Origin of the sequence: Hyphomicrobium sp. 99, assembly GCF_000384335.2 — a bacterium.
Classification (GTDB): domain Bacteria; phylum Pseudomonadota; class Alphaproteobacteria; order Rhizobiales; family Hyphomicrobiaceae; genus Hyphomicrobium_B.
In genome coordinates, this window is record NZ_KQ031382.1 from 331,732 (window position 1) to 349,127 (window position 17,396).

The window sequence follows — 17,396 nt, forward strand, 5'->3', positions numbered from 1 at the left end:
CGCGTGATCATATGTTGTTCGGGTAGAAGTCTTTCAAGACCGCGTAAATAAAAGACTTATCCTTTTATTCGGAACGTAGATAAGGCGCCGGTGGCGCTCTCAGAATAGCCCACGTACCGAAGCCTCCGAACACGGCGATCATCGCGGCGGCGATTCCCAAACTAAACCCGACGGACCTCAAGGAGAAGACATATTCCAGTTCCATGACCCGGGTGACGGCCACCCAGGCAATCGCACTCCCGAGCAGAATAGCCACCAGCGCGGCAATCAGGGCGAGCAGCGCGTATTCCCAGGCATGAACCTCGAGGATCTGGCGCCGCCGGGCCCCGATCGTTTTCAGGATGACGGCCTCCAGCACGCGCCGGCGCTGGGCAGTCACCAAGGCTCCCGCGAGGACCAGCGCACCCGCCGTCAACGTGACGCTGCCCGCCACCTGCACGGCGACCATGACCTTCGCAAAAATCTTGCTGAACTGATCGATCGCGTCGCGAACCCGGATCGCGCTCACCCCCGGATAGGTCCGGCCGAGGTCGCGAACCATTTCAGATTCAGCTCCGGGCGTGCCGCCCGGCGGCAACCGCACGGTCGCCAGCAGATTGTGCGGAGCAGCCCTGAGCGTATTAGGCGAGAACACCATGATGAAGTTCAGCGCGATGCTTTCCCATTTGACGTCGCGGGTGCTCGCAACCTTCGCCTCGATGTTGCGGCCGAGGACGTTGACGGTGACGCTATCGCCCAAGCCGATCCCGAGCTTTTTCGCAATCTCGCCCTCGAACGAGACGAGCGGCGGACCGTTGTAGTCCTTGTCCCACCACGTCCCGCCCGAAACGGTCGAGCCCTCGGGAACGGTCTCCGAGTAGCTGAGGCCGCGATCGCTGTTCAAAACCCATTGAGTGTCGGCCGGAAACGTCAGCTGTTCGACCGGCTTGCCCTTGAGCGCGACAATCCGGCCCCTAAGCATTGGCGCCTCGACGAGAGACGCGCCGGGTATGTGGTGTGAAACGCGGTCTTTGAGAGCGTCGTAATCTCCGGGCGGGATATCGAGCAGGAAGTAATCGGGCGCCTCAGCCGGCAACCGTTCCTGGAGATCGGCGACGAGAGCCGCATTGGCGAGCCCGACTGCGACGAGCAGCGAGAGCCCTGTCCCGAGCGACAGAAGAACCGACCGCGTCAGGCCGTCGGGCGACGCAATGTTTCGAAGCGCGAGGCCAAGTTCGGGCCGCCGAGGCCGTGGCAGCCGTCCGGCAAGGCGCGAGAGATAACCGCCAAGCCACCCGAACACGGCAAGCATCACGACGAGGCCTGCGATCACGTAGAGCGCGATCGAGCGCGGCTCCGACGTCGCGACGGCAACGCCGACGAGAAGCGCGGCAAGCACTCCCATGATCGCGATGAGCGCCGGACGCGGCCTGCCACCTGGCGAATTGACGGAATCGCGAAACAACACACTCGCTTTGACATTCTCGGCGCGCCCGAGCGGCCAAAGTGCGAATAGCAGCGCGATGAGCGCGCCATAGAGCGCGGCGATCCCCAAACTCTGCGGCGACACCTGAATATTGATGCGGACCGGCAAGAGGTCGCCATAGAACGCGTCGATGAGCGCTGGCAAGGCAACGCCGAGCGCCAAGCCGATCGCGATGCCGATCACAGTCATCAGTCCGAGTTGAACGAGGAAAATCCCCATGATTTGCGACCCGGAAGCGCCAACGCTCCGAAGCGTCGCGATCACCTTCATGCGCTTATCGATGAACGTGGAAACCGCATTCGCGATCCCGACGCCGCCGACGAGAAGCGATGCGAGCCCGATGAGGATCAGGAATTGCCTGAGCCTTTCCAGAACCCTGGTGATTTGCGGCGACGGATCGAAACGATCGCCGCTCGAAAAGCCGCCATCGGGAAGCTTTTGCGCGACGTTAGTCCGCAAAGCGGAGAGGGTTTGCTTGTCAGCCGCCGCCTCGTCCGGAAGCTCGATTGCATAGCGCCAGCGGATCAGCGTCCCTGGCTTGACGAGGTCCGTCTTCTCGAGCGTTGCGAGAGAAACGAAGATCCGCGGCCCGTACGTCATCCGGTCCGCAACGGCATCGGGCTCGTTATGGAGAATGCCCCCGATCCTCACCTCGGCTTCACCGATGCGCATCTTATCGCCGACCTTGAGACCGAGCCGATCGAGAAGCATCGCGTCGGCAACAGCGCCATCGCCAGCAATCGCGTGAGCAAATGAACCGCTGCTCTTGAGAGTCACGTCGCCCGCAAGCGGATAGGCGCTATCGACACCCTTGAGTTCTGCGAGCGCCTGATCCGATCCATCGATGCGGCGCGCCATCGTCCGCATGGTGGCGGTTTCGCTCACCCGCCCGAGGCCTTCGAAAACCGCGCGCTCGGCCGGGGTCGCGCGAACGTGCGCGCGCGCAAACATAACGTCACCACCAAGGATCACCTCGCCTTGCGTCACAAGCCCGGCGCGCAATGCGTCCGCCAGCGCGCCGACCGCCGCGATCACCATGACGCCCAGCGCCAGACACGCAATGAAGATCCGGAAGCCGTCGAAACCGTTACGAAGCTCGCGCAAACCGAGCCGCAGGATCGTCCGCAGTCCAGCCCGCTGGCGGGGCCCAGCGCTTTCCAACACCGACATCGTCACGACGACACCGCGTGCATCGCGGCGTTCGAACTCTCGTCGGAAACGACGGACCCGTCCGTCATGCGAATGACGCGATCCGCCATCGCCGCGAGCTTATTATCGTGCGTAACGATGACGAGCGTCGCGTTGCGCCGTTCGCGAAGCCCAAACAAGAGATCGATGATCTGCCGCCCCGTGCGGCCATCGAGATTCCCCGTCGGCTCGTCGGCGAAAATGATTTCCGGCGATCGGCTGAGCGCCCGCGCAATGGCGACGCGTTGCTGCTCGCCTCCGGAAAGCTCCGCCGGAAAATGATCGACGCGCGCCGAAAGCCCGACCTCGTCCAAAAGACCGCGAGCCGTCTCAAAAGCCTTGCTGTCGCCAGCGAGTTCCATCGGCAAAGCGACGTTCTCGATCGCTGTCATCGTCGGGACAAGGTGGAATGATTGGAAGACAATGCCCATCTCCGCGCCGCGCAGCATGGCAAGCTCATCTTCTGACAGAGGTCCGATGTTCCGCCCCGAAACGATGATCTCACCACTCGTCGCGCGCTCGAGGCCCGCCATCGTCATGAGAAGCGAAGTCTTGCCGGATCCCGATGGTCCAACGATCGCCGCCGACTGTCCTCGCGGGATAGCAAGCGACACGCCGCGCAGAATATGGACTGAGCCTGCCCGGCTCGTCAGAGAGAGATGCACATTGTTGAGTTTGATGATGGGTTCGCTCAAGCTAAGATGCCTTGCATTGTCGGGGCGGGCTTGTACCGCTCGTACGGAGCCTCTACGTCAGCTTATGAAATGCGAGATGTGTGGGGCCGAAAAATGAACGTTGCGTTTTCCCTCACCCCCGGCTGGATCGCGAAAGCGGCACTCTGCCTCACAATGATTTTTGCCTGCATAGCTGCTCCCGGCATGACAGTCTCGGCCGCCGGTCAAACACGACCGTCAACGATTGTAGCTTTCGGGGATAGTCTTACCGCTGGTTATGGCGTCAAAACCAATGAATCGTTTCCCGCTCAGCTTCAGATGGCGCTTGAGGCGAGGGGGCACAAGGTCAATGTGGTCAATGCCGGTGTTTCGGGCGATACGACATCCGATGGCTTGGCGCGGCTCGATTGGGCGCTCGACCCGAAGCCCGACGCTGTGATCGTGGAGCTTGGAGCCAACGACGCCCTCCGAGGCATCGACCCGAAAGTGCCGCGCGCCAATCTCGACAAGATGCTGGCCGCGTTGAAAGCCAACGGCATTCCCGTGCTTCTCACCGGCATGAAGGCGCCCAACAATTGGGGTGCGGACTACGCCAAGACCTTCGATGCGATCTACCCAGATCTTGCCGCGAAATACGAAGTCCCACTCTACCCTTTTTTCCTCGATGGCGTAGCGCTGGATCGATCGTTCACGCAGCCTGATGGCCTGCATCCGACTGGAGCCGGGGTGGCCGAGATCGTCAGGCGCATCCTGCCCGACGCCGAAGCGCTCGTCGCAAGCGTTGAGCAAAAGTCAGCGCTGGGAAAATAACCGCGCAGTCACCCTCTCGCGAGCAAGGACATTCCGATGCCCCGCTTGTTCACCGCCATCGAGTTACCGGATGATATCCGCGAAGAGCTTCATCGCCTTCGTGTGCCGCTGCCCGGCGCGCGCTGGCTGTTGCCCGAGAGCTATCACATCACGCTGAGGTTCGGCGGCGATATCGACAATGCGCTAGCGCGCGAGTTCACAGCAAACCTCGCCATGATCGAACCCGACGGATTCGAAATTCGCCTCTCGGGCCTCGGCGCATTCGGCGGCGATGATCCTCGTTCGATTTTCGCCGCCGTTGAACCTCGCCCCGAGCTTGAGGAATTGGCGCGGACACACGAGAAAGCGGCGCGCAACGCGGGCCTGCCGCCCGATACGCGTCCGTTCAAACCACACGTCACGCTCGCGAGGTTGAAGCACTCGAATGCCGATGTGGTCGCGCGATTTCTTTCGCTTTACGGCGGCTACCGATCCGAGCCGTTCTTTGTCACGCGAACGCTGTTGATGTCGTCGCGGCCCGGCATCGGCGGCGGTCCCTATGGGATCGAAGACCGCTTTCCGATGCGTGGATTGGGATTCCTCGCCGACGACAATGAAGCGAGCTGGTAGCAAGCCTAGCGAACCGCCTTCTGCGATCGCGCTTCGGACGCCTTGGCTGAATATTTCTGATGCCGCGCCGCTGCTTCGCGCGACCAAGGTGCCGGTTTGCAAGCGCATCCCTGGACGATCGCGCGCTGGAATTCGAACGCATGAGGCTCATCGGCATACCTGTGCCCGGCGAGATCGATCATCGTCCCGGGATTGCCGCCATAGAGCGGAAAATAAAAAAGTCGCGCCTCCGACCCGCACGCCGATGCACACGTTTGAGCATCGCGCGAAAAATTCGCCGGACGCTGGTTCTGGTGAATCGGAAAGTAGAAACCATCGCAACTTCGGACGCACATCGTCGTGTAAGGAGCGCCGTTGTCGAGTGCCAACGCCTCGCCACCGATGATGCAAAGAATGGCAACGAGCAAAATGCCTCGCCGCACGCACGAAAAAATGAGCATACGAAAACTCGATTGGCGCCGCTCGGGCTACCCCGCCGCGGGCAAATATCGCCGGCACCATGCGCGCGACGGCCAAAAAAATCTTCGCGTTTGCTGAGCCGAATGGGTAGCCCGGGCGCGCTTATGAAGCTATCGTCAACACGATCTTACCGGTCGCCTCACGCCGCTCCAGAACACCCAGCGCATCGCTGATGCGTTCGAGCGGATAGATGGCATGAGTCCGGGGTTGTAAGCGGCCTTCGCGAACCCAGTTCACGACCTGCAGCATATTGCGGCGATGCGCGGCAGGATCACGCCGCACCGCCTCGCCCCAGAACACACCCGCAATTTCGGCGCCCTTGAGCAAAAGCAGATTGAGCGGAATTTTCGGAATTTCGCCCGCCGCAAATCCGATCACCAGAAAGCGCCCTTGCCAGTTGAGCGCCCGCACCAGAGGTTCGGATGCCTCCCCGCCAATGCAGTCGTAAACGACGTCGGCGCCGGCCCCGTTGGTAAACGCCCTGACCTCAGCCTTGAGATCGGACCCGGGGAACAAAATCACGTCGTCGGCGCCCGCCGCTTTGGCGACAGCGCCCTTTTCCTCCGAAGACACGACCGCGATTACCCGAGCGCCCATCAGTTTCGCGATCTCGACGGCGGCTTGCCCAGCGCCTCCGGCCGCACCCGTGACGACGACCGTCTCACCGGGCTTAAGGCGGCCGCGATCGGCAAGCCCGTGCATCGCCGTGCCGTAGGTCACCGAGAGGCCCGCTGCGATCGTCATCGGCACGTCGCCGGAAAGGGGGATGAGCTTCTCCGCGTCGACGGCAATCTTCTCCGCCGCGCCGCCCCAGTTCACGTACGCCATCACGGCTTGACCCGGCGCGATGTCGCCCACGTCCCCGCCAACGCTCTCGACGAAGCCCGCAATCTCCGCGCCAGGCGAAAACGGCAAGTCCGGCTTGAACTGGTATTTGCCGCGCGTGATCAGGGTATCGGCAAAATTGAGCCCAACCGCTGCCACCCGGACGATCGCCTGCCCGGGCCCCGGAGCCGGTTCCGCTACCGTTTCGACGACGAGGCTTTTTGCTCCGTCAAGGCTCTTGCAAAGAGCTGCCTTCATGTGTGACGTCCCACTCGCTGCATAACCCTCTGACACACACGAGCAGAACACAATGTCAAGAAAAGCGACCACATGGCCGCCGCACCCGAAGGGCTATTTCGCTATCGGCGCAGAGCGCATGTCGAAGTCGCTCAACCTCGGTAACCTGATGCGCTCCGCACACGCCTTCGGCGCGAGCTTCACGTTCACCGTCGGCGCCACCTATAAGGCCATGGAGGCCCACGCCGATACGTCGAAGAGTCAGTTGCACCTGCCGCACTACAATTGGGCCACGCTTGACGATATGGCGCTTCCCGGCGGCTGCAAGCTCGTCGGCATCGAGCTTCTCGACGACGCAATCGACCTGCCGAGCTTCCGCCATCCGTTGCGAGCGGCCTATGTGCTCGGACCCGAGCTTGGATCTCTCTCCGAGCCGCTGATCGAGCGCTGCGACTACGTCGTCAAGATCCCGACGTCCTTTTGCGTCAATGTTGCGATGGCCGGCGCAATCGTGATGTACGATCGCATCAAGAGCTTGGCACGGTTCGCCGATCGCCCGATCGGCGAGGGGGGACCTTGATGGGGAAGCAGAATGTGCGGAACATTTTGTTTGGGGCTCTTTCTCTTGTTCTCGCCGAGTGGAGCCCAGCGCTGGCCGCCGAGTCGGTGACCCGCGTGAATACTTATGGCGACTGGTCTCTAATGGCCGACGCCAACGACCCGCACCTCTTCTGCTTCGTGACGAGTGAGCCGAAAACGAGCGAGCCGCAGGACGCGCCTCGCGAAGCACCGCGCGCCTATATTTCCGCGTGGCCCAAAGATGGCATTCGGGCCGAAGTCAGCTTTCTCATGGGTTATCGCATCAAAAAGAATGCGCAAGGCACCGCCACGGTGAGCCCATCCGGCTTCAAACTTTTTGGCGCGAGCGACCGCGCCTACGTCACCGATTCAACCCAAGAGCTGAAGCTCGTCGAGGCCATGCGGAAAGGCAGCGTGCTGACCATCGCAATCGCCTCCGATCGCGGCGCCAACGTCACCGACACCTATTCGCTGAACGGCATCGGACAGGCGCTGCAGAAGCTTCAGGAAACCTGCTTCTAATCACAGCCGGTTCTTCGAGCGCAGATGAACGTACATCGCGCCTTCGCCGCCGTGCTGAATGGCAGCGACCGTGAAACTGACGACGACCGAGCGCAATTCCGGTTCATCGAGCCAACGCGGGACGTTCCGCTTGAGAACACCGCGCTCCCGTTCGCCGTAACCCTCCTCCGAAGGTGATTTGCTGCTCGTCTTCCCCTTGCCGGTGATGACGAGAACGAACCGCAGGCCGCGCCGATGGCAGCTGAAAAGGAAACTGCGAAGCGCCGCATGGGCCTCGTCCTGGCGCATGCCGTGAAGATCGACGCGGGCTTCGATTTCCGCGCGGCCACCGCGCAATTTTCGCACGCTGTTGCGATCGAAGAGCTGAAGCTCCGGTGTTTTCGCTGACGTAGGCTTCGGAGGCGAAACTTCAGGATGATGCGCCTGCGCAGCCCGAGACTTAACCGGCGGCTTTTCCGGTTCAGCCGAAGGCTTCGGCCTCGGAACACCCGCCTTGACCGCATCGCTCGCCGGATGGAAGCGAGGCTTGGCGCGTTTCAAGGGCTCGATGGTTGCCGCGGCGTGTCGCCAGATTTCGTGATCGAGATCGCTGTCCTCGATTGGGCGCCGGCCTTTGCCACCCCCGTGGCCGTGTTGTTTCTTCACGGTCCATCGCTCGCAGTCTTATGCGCGTGAGAGCGATCGAGAGGTAACAGCGCGTAGAGGTGGCCGGGTTGCTTCGTGACGCCCGCAAGCCGTCCGGCCTTATCGCCGGAACCGAAAAATATGTCGCCGCGCTCCGATCCCTTGATCGCAGAGCCGACGTCATGCGCGATCATCAGCCGGCGAAATTCCCCCGACGCCGTGGCGTGCTTGATTTGCGGAGCATCGACATAGATCGGCGTGCCGATCGCGTAATAAGTCGTGTCGACAGCGAGACTTCTGAGTGGCTGCAGCGGAATGCTGTTGACGCCGACCGGCGCTTTGGCCTCTTGCCCCGACAGCTCTTTGAAGAAGACGTACGACTGATTTTTCCGCATCACCGGTTTCGCCCGGTCTTTATCGGTCTTCAGCCATTTCTTCAGAGTCTTCAGCGACATTTCGTCCGCCGTCAGATGACCATCATCGATCAACACCCGCCCGATCGAGGTATAGGGATAACCGTTTTTGCCGTCGTAGGTAATCCGAACTTTGTCGCCGTTGGGAAGCTCGATGCGGCCAGATCCCTGCACCTGCATGAAGAAGGCATCGACCGGATCCTTGAGATAGAAAAGTTCGAGGCCGAGGCCAAAAAGTCCGCCCTCCTCGATCTCGGCCCGCGTCAGATGAGGCTCGAGACCCCGGTCGGTTTTACGTTTGTGTGTAAGGTGCGCCGACTTCGCTCCTCGCTCGCTTTCAGGAACCATGTTCACGAGGTCCCGGGGGCGCCGATAGATCGGCACCTTGAACGTTTCGTCCGGCGTCCGCGATCCCTTGATCACGGGTTCATAGTAGCCGGTCAGCAAACCCGGATGATCGCTTCCAACAACCCGGTTCGGCTGAAAATGCGCCTCGAAAAAGGACCGCGCACCCTCTGAAGTTTGCGGAGCGTTCGACTTTGATAGTTCAACCGCCCGCGCGCAGATGTGGAGAAGCTCTTTTGGGGATCCCGCACTGCCGGGCTTCGCATCCTTCGGCCCGGACCTCAAAGTCGGCCCGCACGAAGCCAGAAACGCCTTCCAGGCAGCCAGATGATCGTCATCCCGCCAACCCGGAAGATCGTCGAACGATATGGGCTCGAAGGAAATCGAGCTCGGAGTCATTTCGGGCGAAGCTTTGCTCTGAGGGTTATCTGACGACGTCGCGGCGAATGCTGGACCATCGATAATTTGCATCGCCGCGAGACAGAACACCAGCGCTCCGAAACGAGCAGCATTCAAAGATTCTGGGCCAGGAGCCCGTAAGATGCCTGACCCACGCATTACGGTCGTCCGTATCTGGCAGCATTCGCACCGACACGGTCACATCGCGCTTGTTAATCTCTTCTTAATTCGGCGCCTGCGTTGCAACCAATCGCCAGTTCAGGTTGCTGCGCGCCTTGGCGTTCGAGATATCGCGGCTGAACGTCCAGATATCGGTCACGTCTTTTATCTTTTGCGCATCGCCCGCAATAACCTCGCCCGCCTTGTCGCGGGTTGCCGAGATGAGCTCGCTGAGGAAACGCACTGTCACCGAAGCTACGCCATTCTTCAGCTCTGCCTCGACGATATCCGCTTTCCGGATGCCGACGAACTGCTGCTCGACCGTCTCGCCGCGAGCTTCCCGCTCTGCGATAGCGGCCGTGAAGCCGTCATAGACCTCTTTGCTCAAGAGGTCTTTCAAGGACTTGCGATTGCCCTCGGCGAACGCCGACACGATCATCTCATAAGCCCTGCCGGCGCCAGCCAGGAAGGCGTCGGGATCGAACGTCGAATCGACCTTGGCAATATCGAGAAAGCCTGTGGTGACAGCCGGATCTGAAACGGGATAGGCCCGGATCCGCGCCTCGACATTCGTAGATGCGGTTTCAGCCGCAGGGGCAGGCGCCAACGGTTCCCGGTCACGGCGCGGCATTGTGATGACGTCGGCAGAGGCCGTTTCAGCGGCAGGGCGCTGCCCCGCTTCCCGCTCACGCGTTTTCAGGCGCTCAACACGCTGCTCATCGTCGTCGGTACGATGACCAAGCACGCTGCGGAGCTTGATGATCGCTGCAACCGCCACGACGATGGCAATCAGGGTAATAAGATCGAATTGACCGTTCATTCTTAAGGTCAGCGCCTCCGGGTGAACAGGATGCCAATAGGCTTTTGCATGATTGCCCGCCACCGTAGCATCCTATCTAAGGGCGCGGACGGGCTATTTGAAGATGAAACCTCTATAACACCTAACGTCTTCTGCGTCTGCCGCCTGTCGCCGCTGGCCAGGATGAGCGATTTTTAGGGCGCGCCATGTGAATATCGTTGATCGCTCCGGCCTGCTTCCCGATGGTCGTTGGCCGCAGCCGTGCATCCGCGCTAAGGTGCCGCAACAGCTTTGCGAGCCCTTATGTCTCAACCCTTTAAAATCGCCATGCTACTGGCGTTCGCGGCCCTGCCGCTGCTCGAAATCGGGCTGCTGATCCGCCTCGGACAGGTGATCGGCATCTGGTGGCTCGCTCTGATCATCATCGGCACCGCCATCTTGGGAACCTATGTCATCCGCCGGGTGGGCCTCTCCGTTTTCGAGCGCGCCCTATCGCGATTGGGAACGGAACGCGAAGGCTTCCCCCCGCTCTTCGACGGTTTCTTGCAGGTGCTGGCCGGTCTGCTGCTGATTTTTCCCGGAGTAATCTCGGATCTGCTCGGACTGTTCCTGCTCGTTCCCCAAATCCGTCATCTCGTCATTCGAACCGGACTTTTGAAACTCGTCACGCTGTTCCACTATCAGGCTGAAGTCAGCCGCGAGACCTTCCGCGCCAGCACCGGAGAAACCCCTGTCGACGACGATGGTATTGTCATCGAAGGCGAGTACGAACGCGTCAGCGAAAGGCCGTTACATCAGGGGAAAGCGGTTCAGCCCAGACGATCGCGCTCCTGACATTGAATTGCGCGTGATCGAGCCCCGTCTCTCCATTGCGCGTCCCGGAACGCCGTGCTAGCGACCGCGCTCTATTTCGCGAAAATTCAAGCTTGAAGAGGGTACGATGGCCGAGCACGGAACGAATGGAAACGGCGCTGGCGCAACGGAAGAACAGCTGGGCCAAAACCCCATTCAGGCCAAGATCGTTAATCAGTACATCAAGGACCTCTCGTTCGAAAATCCGAACGTCCACAAGCTGATTACGGGTGCTGGCGACCAGCCGACCCTGAAGGTCGAAGTCAACGTCGGCGCCCGGAAGATCGAAAATGATCTCTACGAGTCCGCAATCGAATTCAAAGCAACCGCGACGAACAACATCGGCACGATCTATGTGCTGGAAACCGTCTACGCGGGCCTCTTGAAAATCGAAAAGATGCCGGAAGGCGCGCTCGAGCCGTTCCTGCTGATTTCCGGACCGGCCATGATCTTTCCGTTCCTGCGCCGCCTGGTCGCCGACATCACGCGCGAGGGCGGCTTCCCGCCGCTGCTCCTCGATCCGATCGACTTTGGTGGGCTTTATGTTCGCCGCCAGCAGCAGCAAGGCCAGGGATCGGGCAAAGCCCTCGCCTGAGCACCTGACCTGAGAAACCGTCTCGAATTAAGTGACGCCGGCGATTTTCAAGTCGCCGGTGTTTCACCCCAGAAGCGCAGCCACAGCGCTGACGTCTTCATTTTCTCGACGAACGAACGGTGAGCGTCGATATCCGCTTGCCCGATCCGAGCAGCAAGCGGCTCGGGCCGAACCATAGCCGCACCGCGCCGCGCGCCGCCACGCTGGCTGGCCGATGCATTGGCGCTTGACGACTGCAGACCGAATGCGGCTTGCCGCTCGCCGAGCAGCTCGACGTAAACTTCCGCGAGAAGCAAACTGTCCACGAGCGCGCCGTGCTTCGTGCGCTGGGAATTGTCGATCGAATAGCGCTTGCAAAGCGCGTCTAGTGTATTGGGACCGGCCGGATGCCGGCGCCGCGCAATAGCAAGCGTATCGACCACGCGATCGAAGCTCAGCGGTTTCTCGCCGACGAGACCCAACTCGTAATTCAAGAACATGATGTCGAACTGGGCATTATGAATGACCAGAACGTCATCGCCGACGAAGGCCAGAAATTCCCGCACGACATCGCGGAACAGCGGCTTGTCGTAAAGAAACTCCGTCGCGATCCCGTGGATCTCTTGAGCTTCGCGAGGAACGTCGCGCTGGGGATTAATGAAACGGTGAAACTCTTTGCCCGTCGGAATGCGATTGACCATTTCGATGCCGCCGATTTCGATCAGGCGGTGACCCTTCTTCGGATCAAGACCCGTCGTTTCGGTATCGAGTACGATTTCACGCATTCAGGTCGCTTCCCCCAGAGGACAACTTAGCGCCAGAACTTATCGTAAGCGGTGGCGCTGAGGGGGAGGAGCTTAGTGATGATACGGTCGATTTGGCTGTTGCAGTTTTCGACCGATCCGTTGGTGTCCACAACGAAATCGGCACGCGATTGCTTTTCGTCTTCCGGAAGCTGCCGCGCGACCACCGCCTCGAATTTGGCGTCCGTCATGCCAGCGCGCGCCAGCACCCGCTCGCGCTGAAGCTCAGGCGACGCCGTGACGACGACGATCGCATCAACGTATTCGTCGCGCCCGCGCTCAAAGAAGAGCGGAATTTCGAGAACCGCCATCGCCGCGCCGTGCGCCTTCTCCTCTTGGAGAAACCGGCGCTCCGCCTGATGGACATGAGGATGCACGATGGCTTCGAGGTCTTGGAAGCGATTGGGATTAGCGAGAAGTTGCTCGGCGAGCTTGCCGCGATCGACCGTTTGACCAACGACCGATCCGGGAAAAGCCCGTTCGATCTCGTCATTCAGCGGCCCGGTATAAAGGCGGTGAACTTCCGCGTCCGCATCGAAAACGGCAATGCCGCGCTCACGGAACCGCGCCGCCGCGGTCGATTTTCCCATACCGATCGACCCGGTCAAACCAACGACAAGCATCATGCCTCGCGAATGTTCTCTGCAATGAGATTGTAGAGCTCTGGCGTGACCTCGGGCCGAACCCCAAACCACGTCTCGAAGCCCGGAACGGCTTGGTGTAGCAGCATCCCAAGTCCATCCACGCAGGTGAGCCCATATCTGCGAGCCGAGGCTAACAACGGAGTTTCCAACGGGACGTAAACAATGTCGGCCACAACCGCCTCTTTGCGTGCCCTCGAGAAATCGATGTTCGGATCCCCAACGCCATTCATCCCCAGCGTCGTCGTATTGACGACGACAGAAACCTCAGCAGTATGATCATTACGAGTATCCCACGACGAAGCCGAGACACGCGCGCCGAAGTGACGCGCAGTCTCCTCTGCCCGCTCGATCGTCCTGTTGAAGACGCGAATGTCGTCGCGGCCGGCTTCCAGAAATCCATGGATCACCGCGCGGGCCGATCCGCCAGCGCCAAGAATCATAATCGGACCTGGCGTCGTCCGCCAATGCGGCGCCGACTGATCGAGATTGGCCATGAAGCCATAGGAATCGGTGTTTGTGCAGGCGAGTGCGTCGCCCTCAAGCCAAAGCGTGTTTGCAGCCCCGACCGCAATCGCGGAAGAAGATCGAATCTCCGCAATCGAAAATGCCGCTTCTTTGTGCGGCACCGTTACGTTGCAGCCCACGAACCCGCGCTCTTTCAACGATCCGAGAAACGACTTCAGATCCTCAGGCCGAACCGGCTCTTTTGTATAGGTCCCCTCGATCCCATACTTGCGCAGCCAGAATTGATGGATGAGAGGCGAGCGCGATTGCGCGATCGGCCAACCAATGACACAGGCACGCTTCATGCTGAGATCATCTGTTCTTCGCGAAGGCGCGAGAGAAGCGGCAACAGGGGAATTCCGAGGATCGTGAAATAGTCGCCCTCGATCCGCTCGAAAAGCTGCACGCCCAAAGCTTCGAGTTCATAGCATCCAACGCATCCAAGAATACGATCGCCTACCCGTTCGAGATAAGCGCCGATAAATTCGTCGGAATAATCCCGCATCGTCATTCCGGCCGTCGATGTCGTTTGCCAATGCACGTTGCCGCCCTGCGCGATTGCAACAGCGGAAACGAGATCATGAGTCCGCCCGCGCAGCATGACGAGATGTTCACGCGCTTCGGCCCAGCTACCCGGTTTTCCAAAGATCTTACCGCCCAGCGCCAAGACCTGATCTGCGCCGATGACGAGAGCGTCGGGATGCGCAACGGAGACGACACGCGCTTTTTCCGCCGCCAGCACACTCGCAACATCGCCCGCTTCCGCGCCGGACGTTTTTTCGAGAATTGCATCACGAATGGCGGTTTCGTCGATGTCCGCGGGAATGACCTCGAATATCAGTCCTGCGGCTTCGAGCAACGAACGGCGCGCCGCACTCCCCGAGGCGAGTATCAACCGGCTTGCGTCAGACATTGGCTGGGTCCGTCTCCGGTTTTGACCCCGCCTTGCGGTCGTTCAGTAGCTTCAAGATCATCGTTGCAGATTCTTCGATGGATCGCCGCGTCACATCGATGATCGGCCATCCGTATTGGGCGGCGATCTTCCGCGTATAGGCGATTTCGGCGGATATCGTATCACGATCGACATAGGTTTCGAGATCGCGATCGGCCATCAGGATCGCGCGATTGCGCCGCACGTCGGCGATCCGATCGACATTTGCAATCAAACACACGACAAATGCCGTGTGCTGCCGGAACAATTGTTCCGGTAGTTTCACCTGCGGCACGAGCGGCAGATTCGTTGTCTTGTACCCGCGCTGCGCAAGATAAAGAGACGTCGGCGTCTTCGAGGTGCGCGAGATTCCGAGCAAGATGATATCGGCGTCGCTGAGATTGTCCGGCAACCGGCCGTCATCGTGCGCCATCGTGAAATTCATCGCGTCGATGCGCCGGAAGTAATCGGCATCGAGCACGTGCTGACCCGCAACCGTCGGCGTTTGCGGCGCGCCGAGATAGCTCTCGAACACCTGCATGATAGGGCGCAACACCGCAAGGCAGGGAATCTTGAGCTTTTGGCAGTGCTGCTCGAGCTCGACCGCAAGAGCCTGGTTGACGACGGTATAGAGCACGATGCCGGGTTCCGCCTCGATGTCCGCAAGCACCCGCTTCAATTGCCGCTGCGTCCGCACCAGCGGATGCACGTGCTCGATGGCGCGAATGTTCTGATACTGCACGATCGCCGCTTTCGCGATCGCCGCCAATGTTTCGCCTGTCGCATCGGAAACAAGGTGCATGTGAAACAGGCTTGGCAGCGTCATGACATCGATCTCTTGCGACTGACGGGCGGCAGCCTGTTCAAAACCCCGACGTTATCCCCGAACCCAGTGGGCCTCTTTCGGGTTGAGAGAACAACTGTCGGCTCACCCACCGCGATACCCACATCCGGGCAAAAGGGAAAGATGTTGTTCGACAAACGGCCATCCCATGGGACAACTGTCCCCCTCCAGCCTCTGTCCGGCGGTTCTTAACAAGCCGTCCCTCCGGGTTGTCGTTGCAGGTCGTTCGCAAGCCATTGATTAATGGACGCCTTAGACCTCTATTGCGCGCAATGCCCGACAGGCACTATCGCTCGTGCTACACGGTCGGGCTGACTGAAACCTTGTGGAAGGACTGTGGACGATTTCGTGATCCCCACACCTCGCTGCCCTAAGAGTCAAAAAAATAAGCTTCAAGAAACTTTATCTGATTTGAAGTGAAGGAAAGAACTCCGTTGCGTGACCTGAACGCCAACCGTCCCCCGAAGCGCTTCCTGACACCGTTTTCGGGCAATGCGGTTCAGCCACCGCCCGTCTGGCTCATGCGCCAAGCCGGCCGCTATTTGCCGGAATATCGCAAGGTCCGGTCGGATGCCGGAAGCTTCCTCGACCTGTGCTATTCGCCGAAGCTCGCCGCCGAAGTGACGCTGCAGCCGATCCGCCGCTACGGCTTCGACGCCGCGATCCTGTTTTCCGACATCCTCGTCGTGCCAGACGCGCTCGGCCAAAGCGTTCGCTTCGCCGAGGGTGAAGGTCCGCGTCTCGATCCGATCAAGACGCTTGATGATCTCCGCCGACTCGCCCTATCGAACACCCACTACAAGTTCGCAAAAGTTTGCGAGACGGTCGCACTGCTCAGCAAAGAGCTGCCGCGCGAAACGGCTTTGATTGGATTTTGCGGGGCACCTTGGACCGTTGCGACGTACATGGCCGAAGGCCGGGGATCGAGCGATCAGGCCGCGGCGCGGAGCTGGGCCTATCGGGACCGCGAAGGTTTTTCGCATCTGATCGACCTGCTGACCGAAGCCTCGATCGTGTATCTCTCGAGCCAAGTCGACGCCGGCGCCAACGCGCTGCAGATTTTCGACAGCTGGGCTGGTAGCCTCGCCGAAGACGAATTCGAGCGCTGGGTCATTGCTCCAACGGCGCGCATCGTCACCGAAATCCGGCGCCGCCATCCAAACGTTCCGATCATAGGATTCCCGCGCGGAGCAGCCGCCCTTCTCCAGAAATACATCGCTGGCACGAATGTCGATGGCGTGAGCTGCGATACATCCTGCCCGCTGAGCGTCATGCAAACGATCGCGAAAACCGGCAAAGTCGTGCAGGGAAATCTCGACCCGCTGCTCCTCGTCACCGGCGGCGACACGCTCGATGCCCGCACCGATGCGATCTGCCAAGCGATGGCGGGCCTGCCCTTCGTGTTCAATCTCGGGCACGGCATCGTGCCTCAAACACCACCCGAGAATGTGGCTCGGCTTGTCCATAGGATCCGCGAAACAGGAAACTGAAGCATGTCGGACGCTCGCTCAGTCTCGCCTTCTGCCGGCTCCCCGGCGCGCCGCGCCGCCATTGCGCTGGTGGCGACCATTATTCTGGCTGCGGCGTTCGTCCTGATCTTCCCTGCCGACGCCTATCTCTGGATCAAATCCTTCCACGTCATCGCAATCATCGCGTGGATGGCGGCCATGCTCTATCTGCCGCGGCTTTTCGTCTATCACGCCGAGGCGCCCGTCGGCTCCGCACAGTCGGAAAACTTCAAGTTGATGGAAAGCCGGCTTCTCAACATCATCGCGACACCGTCGATGATCATCGCCTGGGTGCTCGGCCTATGGCTCGCGACCGAAGGCCATTTCTGGTCAGCACCTTGGCTGCACGCCAAAATTACGCTCGTCCTCCTGCTTTCCGGGTTGCATGGGTACCTTTCGGCGTCGGCCCGAGCCTTTCGTGAAGATCGCAACACGAAACCCGCACGGCACTGGCGAATTATCAATGAGGTCCCGGCGGTGCTGATGATCGGGATTGTCATACTTGTGATTGTAAAACCATTTTGAGACTTTCCAGATCCGAGCCGATCTGCTAAACAAAAACAGTCCTCATAGGATTTTGGCAGACGGCACGTTTCGACGTTTTGATGCGTCAACGCCCGCCGGTTCAT

The 17,396-nt window shown here is 60.2% G+C and carries 20 protein-coding genes; 8 read left to right on the top strand and 12 right to left on the bottom strand.

The features are described 5' to 3' along the window. Positions 1 to 64 precede the first annotated feature (64 nt). Positions 65 to 2,635 carry an ABC transporter permease gene (locus tag G359_RS01950; protein ID WP_045834762.1) on the bottom strand — a complete coding sequence of 857 codons (2,571 nt, stop codon included), beginning with the start codon at positions 2,633 to 2,635 and terminating at the stop codon, positions 65 to 67. Positions 2,636 to 2,637: 2 nt separating this feature from the next. After that, positions 2,638 to 3,348 (bottom strand): ABC transporter ATP-binding protein, encoded by a 711-nt coding sequence (locus tag G359_RS01955; RefSeq protein WP_045834763.1) that lies wholly within the window; start codon positions 3,346 to 3,348, stop codon positions 2,638 to 2,640. A 93-nt stretch (positions 3,349 to 3,441) separates the two neighbouring features. Between G359_RS01955 and G359_RS01960 the strand changes: the two genes are divergently transcribed. Continuing rightward, positions 3,442 to 4,137 carry an arylesterase gene (locus tag G359_RS01960; protein ID WP_052699145.1) on the top strand — a complete coding sequence of 232 codons (696 nt, stop codon included), beginning with the start codon at positions 3,442 to 3,444 and terminating at the stop codon, positions 4,135 to 4,137. Between the two features lie 36 nt (positions 4,138 to 4,173). After that, positions 4,174 to 4,746: an RNA 2',3'-cyclic phosphodiesterase gene (gene thpR / locus G359_RS01965; RefSeq protein ID WP_045834764.1), complete on the top strand. Its 573-nt coding sequence runs from the start codon at positions 4,174 to 4,176 to the stop codon at positions 4,744 to 4,746. Between the two features lie 5 nt (positions 4,747 to 4,751). Here the strand turns inward: thpR and G359_RS01970 are convergent, their stop codons facing one another. Beyond that, the gene (locus tag G359_RS01970) at positions 4,752 to 5,186 is read right to left on the bottom strand and encodes a DUF2865 domain-containing protein (RefSeq protein WP_045834765.1); all 435 of its coding nucleotides are present in this window, start codon (positions 5,184 to 5,186) and stop codon (positions 4,752 to 4,754) included. A 121-nt stretch (positions 5,187 to 5,307) separates the two neighbouring features. Then, positions 5,308 to 6,288 carry an NADPH:quinone oxidoreductase family protein gene (locus tag G359_RS01975; protein WP_045834766.1) on the bottom strand — a complete coding sequence of 327 codons (981 nt, stop codon included), beginning with the start codon at positions 6,286 to 6,288 and terminating at the stop codon, positions 5,308 to 5,310. A 52-nt stretch (positions 6,289 to 6,340) separates the two neighbouring features. On the opposite strand from G359_RS01975, the gene G359_RS01980 reads away from it, so the two are divergent. Further along, a complete protein-coding gene (locus tag G359_RS01980; RefSeq protein ID WP_045834767.1) occupies positions 6,341 to 6,847 on the top strand; it encodes an RNA methyltransferase in 507 nt (168 codons plus the stop codon). Continuing rightward, positions 6,847 to 7,368 carry an invasion associated locus B family protein gene (locus tag G359_RS01985; protein ID WP_045834768.1) on the top strand — a complete coding sequence of 174 codons (522 nt, stop codon included), beginning with the start codon at positions 6,847 to 6,849 and terminating at the stop codon, positions 7,366 to 7,368. Before G359_RS01980 ends, G359_RS01985 begins: the two co-directional genes overlap by 1 nt. Here the strand turns inward: G359_RS01985 and G359_RS20860 are convergent, their stop codons facing one another. The 3 genes from G359_RS20860 to G359_RS02000 all read right to left on the bottom strand — a co-directional run bounded on the left by G359_RS20860 (position 7,369) and on the right by G359_RS02000 (position 10,128). After that, positions 7,369 to 8,013 carry a Smr/MutS family protein gene (locus G359_RS20860; protein ID WP_052699146.1) on the bottom strand — a complete coding sequence of 215 codons (645 nt, stop codon included), beginning with the start codon at positions 8,011 to 8,013 and terminating at the stop codon, positions 7,369 to 7,371. Next, on the bottom strand, positions 8,010 to 9,149 hold the full coding sequence (locus G359_RS01995) for a murein transglycosylase A (RefSeq protein WP_045837538.1): 1,140 nt from the start codon (positions 9,147 to 9,149) through the stop codon (positions 8,010 to 8,012). The genes G359_RS20860 and G359_RS01995 overlap by 4 nt, the downstream gene beginning before the upstream one ends. Positions 9,150 to 9,372: 223 nt before the next feature. Then, entirely contained in the window at positions 9,373 to 10,128 is a 756-nt protein-coding gene (locus G359_RS02000) for a Tim44/TimA family putative adaptor protein (protein ID WP_045834769.1), read from the bottom strand. Between the two features lie 282 nt (positions 10,129 to 10,410). Here G359_RS02000 and G359_RS02005 point away from each other — a divergent pair, with 282 nt between their 5' ends. After that, positions 10,411 to 10,941 carry an FxsA family protein gene (locus G359_RS02005; protein WP_052699147.1) on the top strand — a complete coding sequence of 177 codons (531 nt, stop codon included), beginning with the start codon at positions 10,411 to 10,413 and terminating at the stop codon, positions 10,939 to 10,941. Positions 10,942 to 11,047: 106 nt separating this feature from the next. Next, positions 11,048 to 11,554, top strand: coding sequence for a protein-export chaperone SecB (gene secB, locus G359_RS02010; protein WP_052699148.1), 507 nt, complete (start codon positions 11,048 to 11,050; stop codon positions 11,552 to 11,554). A gap of 47 nt (positions 11,555 to 11,601) precedes the next feature. Here secB and dnaQ read toward each other — a convergent pair whose 3' ends face one another. Genes dnaQ through G359_RS02035 form a run of 5 tightly spaced genes read right to left on the bottom strand, consistent with a single transcriptional unit; the run spans position 11,602 to position 15,241 of the window. Then, the gene (gene dnaQ, locus G359_RS02015; RefSeq protein ID WP_045834770.1) at positions 11,602 to 12,318 is read right to left on the bottom strand and encodes a DNA polymerase III subunit epsilon; all 717 of its coding nucleotides are present in this window, start codon (positions 12,316 to 12,318) and stop codon (positions 11,602 to 11,604) included. A 26-nt stretch (positions 12,319 to 12,344) separates the two neighbouring features. Continuing rightward, complete coding sequence (coaE, locus tag G359_RS02020; protein WP_371198988.1) at positions 12,345 to 12,962, bottom strand: dephospho-CoA kinase; 618 nt, start codon at positions 12,960 to 12,962, stop codon at positions 12,345 to 12,347. Next, the gene (locus G359_RS02025) at positions 12,959 to 13,789 is read right to left on the bottom strand and encodes a shikimate dehydrogenase (protein ID WP_045834771.1); all 831 of its coding nucleotides are present in this window, start codon (positions 13,787 to 13,789) and stop codon (positions 12,959 to 12,961) included. The genes coaE and G359_RS02025 overlap by 4 nt, the downstream gene beginning before the upstream one ends. After that, positions 13,786 to 14,397, bottom strand: coding sequence for a Maf family nucleotide pyrophosphatase (locus G359_RS02030; RefSeq protein ID WP_045834772.1), 612 nt, complete (start codon positions 14,395 to 14,397; stop codon positions 13,786 to 13,788). Before G359_RS02030 ends, G359_RS02025 begins: the two co-directional genes overlap by 4 nt. Beyond that, positions 14,390 to 15,241 (bottom strand): pyruvate, water dikinase regulatory protein, encoded by an 852-nt coding sequence (locus G359_RS02035; protein WP_045834773.1) that lies wholly within the window; start codon positions 15,239 to 15,241, stop codon positions 14,390 to 14,392. The genes G359_RS02030 and G359_RS02035 overlap by 8 nt, the downstream gene beginning before the upstream one ends. A gap of 452 nt (positions 15,242 to 15,693) precedes the next feature. Between G359_RS02035 and hemE the strand changes: the two genes are divergently transcribed. Continuing rightward, positions 15,694 to 16,749 (top strand): uroporphyrinogen decarboxylase, encoded by a 1,056-nt coding sequence (hemE, locus tag G359_RS02040; RefSeq protein WP_082072759.1) that lies wholly within the window; start codon positions 15,694 to 15,696, stop codon positions 16,747 to 16,749. Positions 16,750 to 16,752: 3 nt separating this feature from the next. After that, positions 16,753 to 17,292 carry a protoporphyrinogen oxidase HemJ gene (gene hemJ / locus G359_RS02045; RefSeq protein ID WP_045834774.1) on the top strand — a complete coding sequence of 180 codons (540 nt, stop codon included), beginning with the start codon at positions 16,753 to 16,755 and terminating at the stop codon, positions 17,290 to 17,292. The last annotated feature ends 104 nt before the right edge of the window (positions 17,293 to 17,396 follow it).

Excerpts from the sequence above, each read along its gene's own strand:
- dnaQ (WP_045834770.1), bottom strand. The coding sequence starts at position 12,318 with ATGCGTGAAATCGTACTCGATACCGAAACGACGGGTCTTGATCCGAAG.
- coaE (WP_371198988.1), bottom strand. The coding sequence starts at position 12,962 with ATGATGCTTGTCGTTGGTTTGACCGGGTCGATCGGTATGGGAAAATCG.
- G359_RS01995 (WP_045837538.1), bottom strand. The coding sequence starts at position 9,149 with ATGACTCCGAGCTCGATTTCCTTCGAGCCCATATCGTTCGACGATCTT.
- G359_RS01975 (WP_045834766.1), bottom strand. The coding sequence starts at position 6,288 with ATGAAGGCAGCTCTTTGCAAGAGCCTTGACGGAGCAAAAAGCCTCGTC.
- hemJ (WP_045834774.1), top strand. The coding sequence starts at position 16,753 with ATGTCGGACGCTCGCTCAGTCTCGCCTTCTGCCGGCTCCCCGGCGCGC.
- thpR (WP_045834764.1), top strand. The coding sequence starts at position 4,174 with ATGCCCCGCTTGTTCACCGCCATCGAGTTACCGGATGATATCCGCGAA.
- G359_RS02025 (WP_045834771.1), bottom strand. The coding sequence starts at position 13,789 with ATGAAGCGTGCCTGTGTCATTGGTTGGCCGATCGCGCAATCGCGCTCG.
- G359_RS02030 (WP_045834772.1), bottom strand. The coding sequence starts at position 14,397 with ATGTCTGACGCAAGCCGGTTGATACTCGCCTCGGGGAGTGCGGCGCGC.
- G359_RS01980 (WP_045834767.1), top strand. The coding sequence starts at position 6,341 with ATGTCAAGAAAAGCGACCACATGGCCGCCGCACCCGAAGGGCTATTTC.
- G359_RS02000 (WP_045834769.1), bottom strand. The coding sequence starts at position 10,128 with ATGAACGGTCAATTCGATCTTATTACCCTGATTGCCATCGTCGTGGCG.
- G359_RS01950 (WP_045834762.1), bottom strand. The coding sequence starts at position 2,635 with ATGTCGGTGTTGGAAAGCGCTGGGCCCCGCCAGCGGGCTGGACTGCGG.
- G359_RS01960 (WP_052699145.1), top strand. The coding sequence starts at position 3,442 with ATGAACGTTGCGTTTTCCCTCACCCCCGGCTGGATCGCGAAAGCGGCA.
- G359_RS01985 (WP_045834768.1), top strand. The coding sequence starts at position 6,847 with ATGGGGAAGCAGAATGTGCGGAACATTTTGTTTGGGGCTCTTTCTCTT.
- G359_RS02005 (WP_052699147.1), top strand. The coding sequence starts at position 10,411 with ATGTCTCAACCCTTTAAAATCGCCATGCTACTGGCGTTCGCGGCCCTG.
- secB (WP_052699148.1), top strand. The coding sequence starts at position 11,048 with ATGGCCGAGCACGGAACGAATGGAAACGGCGCTGGCGCAACGGAAGAA.
- G359_RS01970 (WP_045834765.1), bottom strand. The coding sequence starts at position 5,186 with ATGCTCATTTTTTCGTGCGTGCGGCGAGGCATTTTGCTCGTTGCCATT.
- G359_RS02035 (WP_045834773.1), bottom strand. The coding sequence starts at position 15,241 with ATGACGCTGCCAAGCCTGTTTCACATGCACCTTGTTTCCGATGCGACA.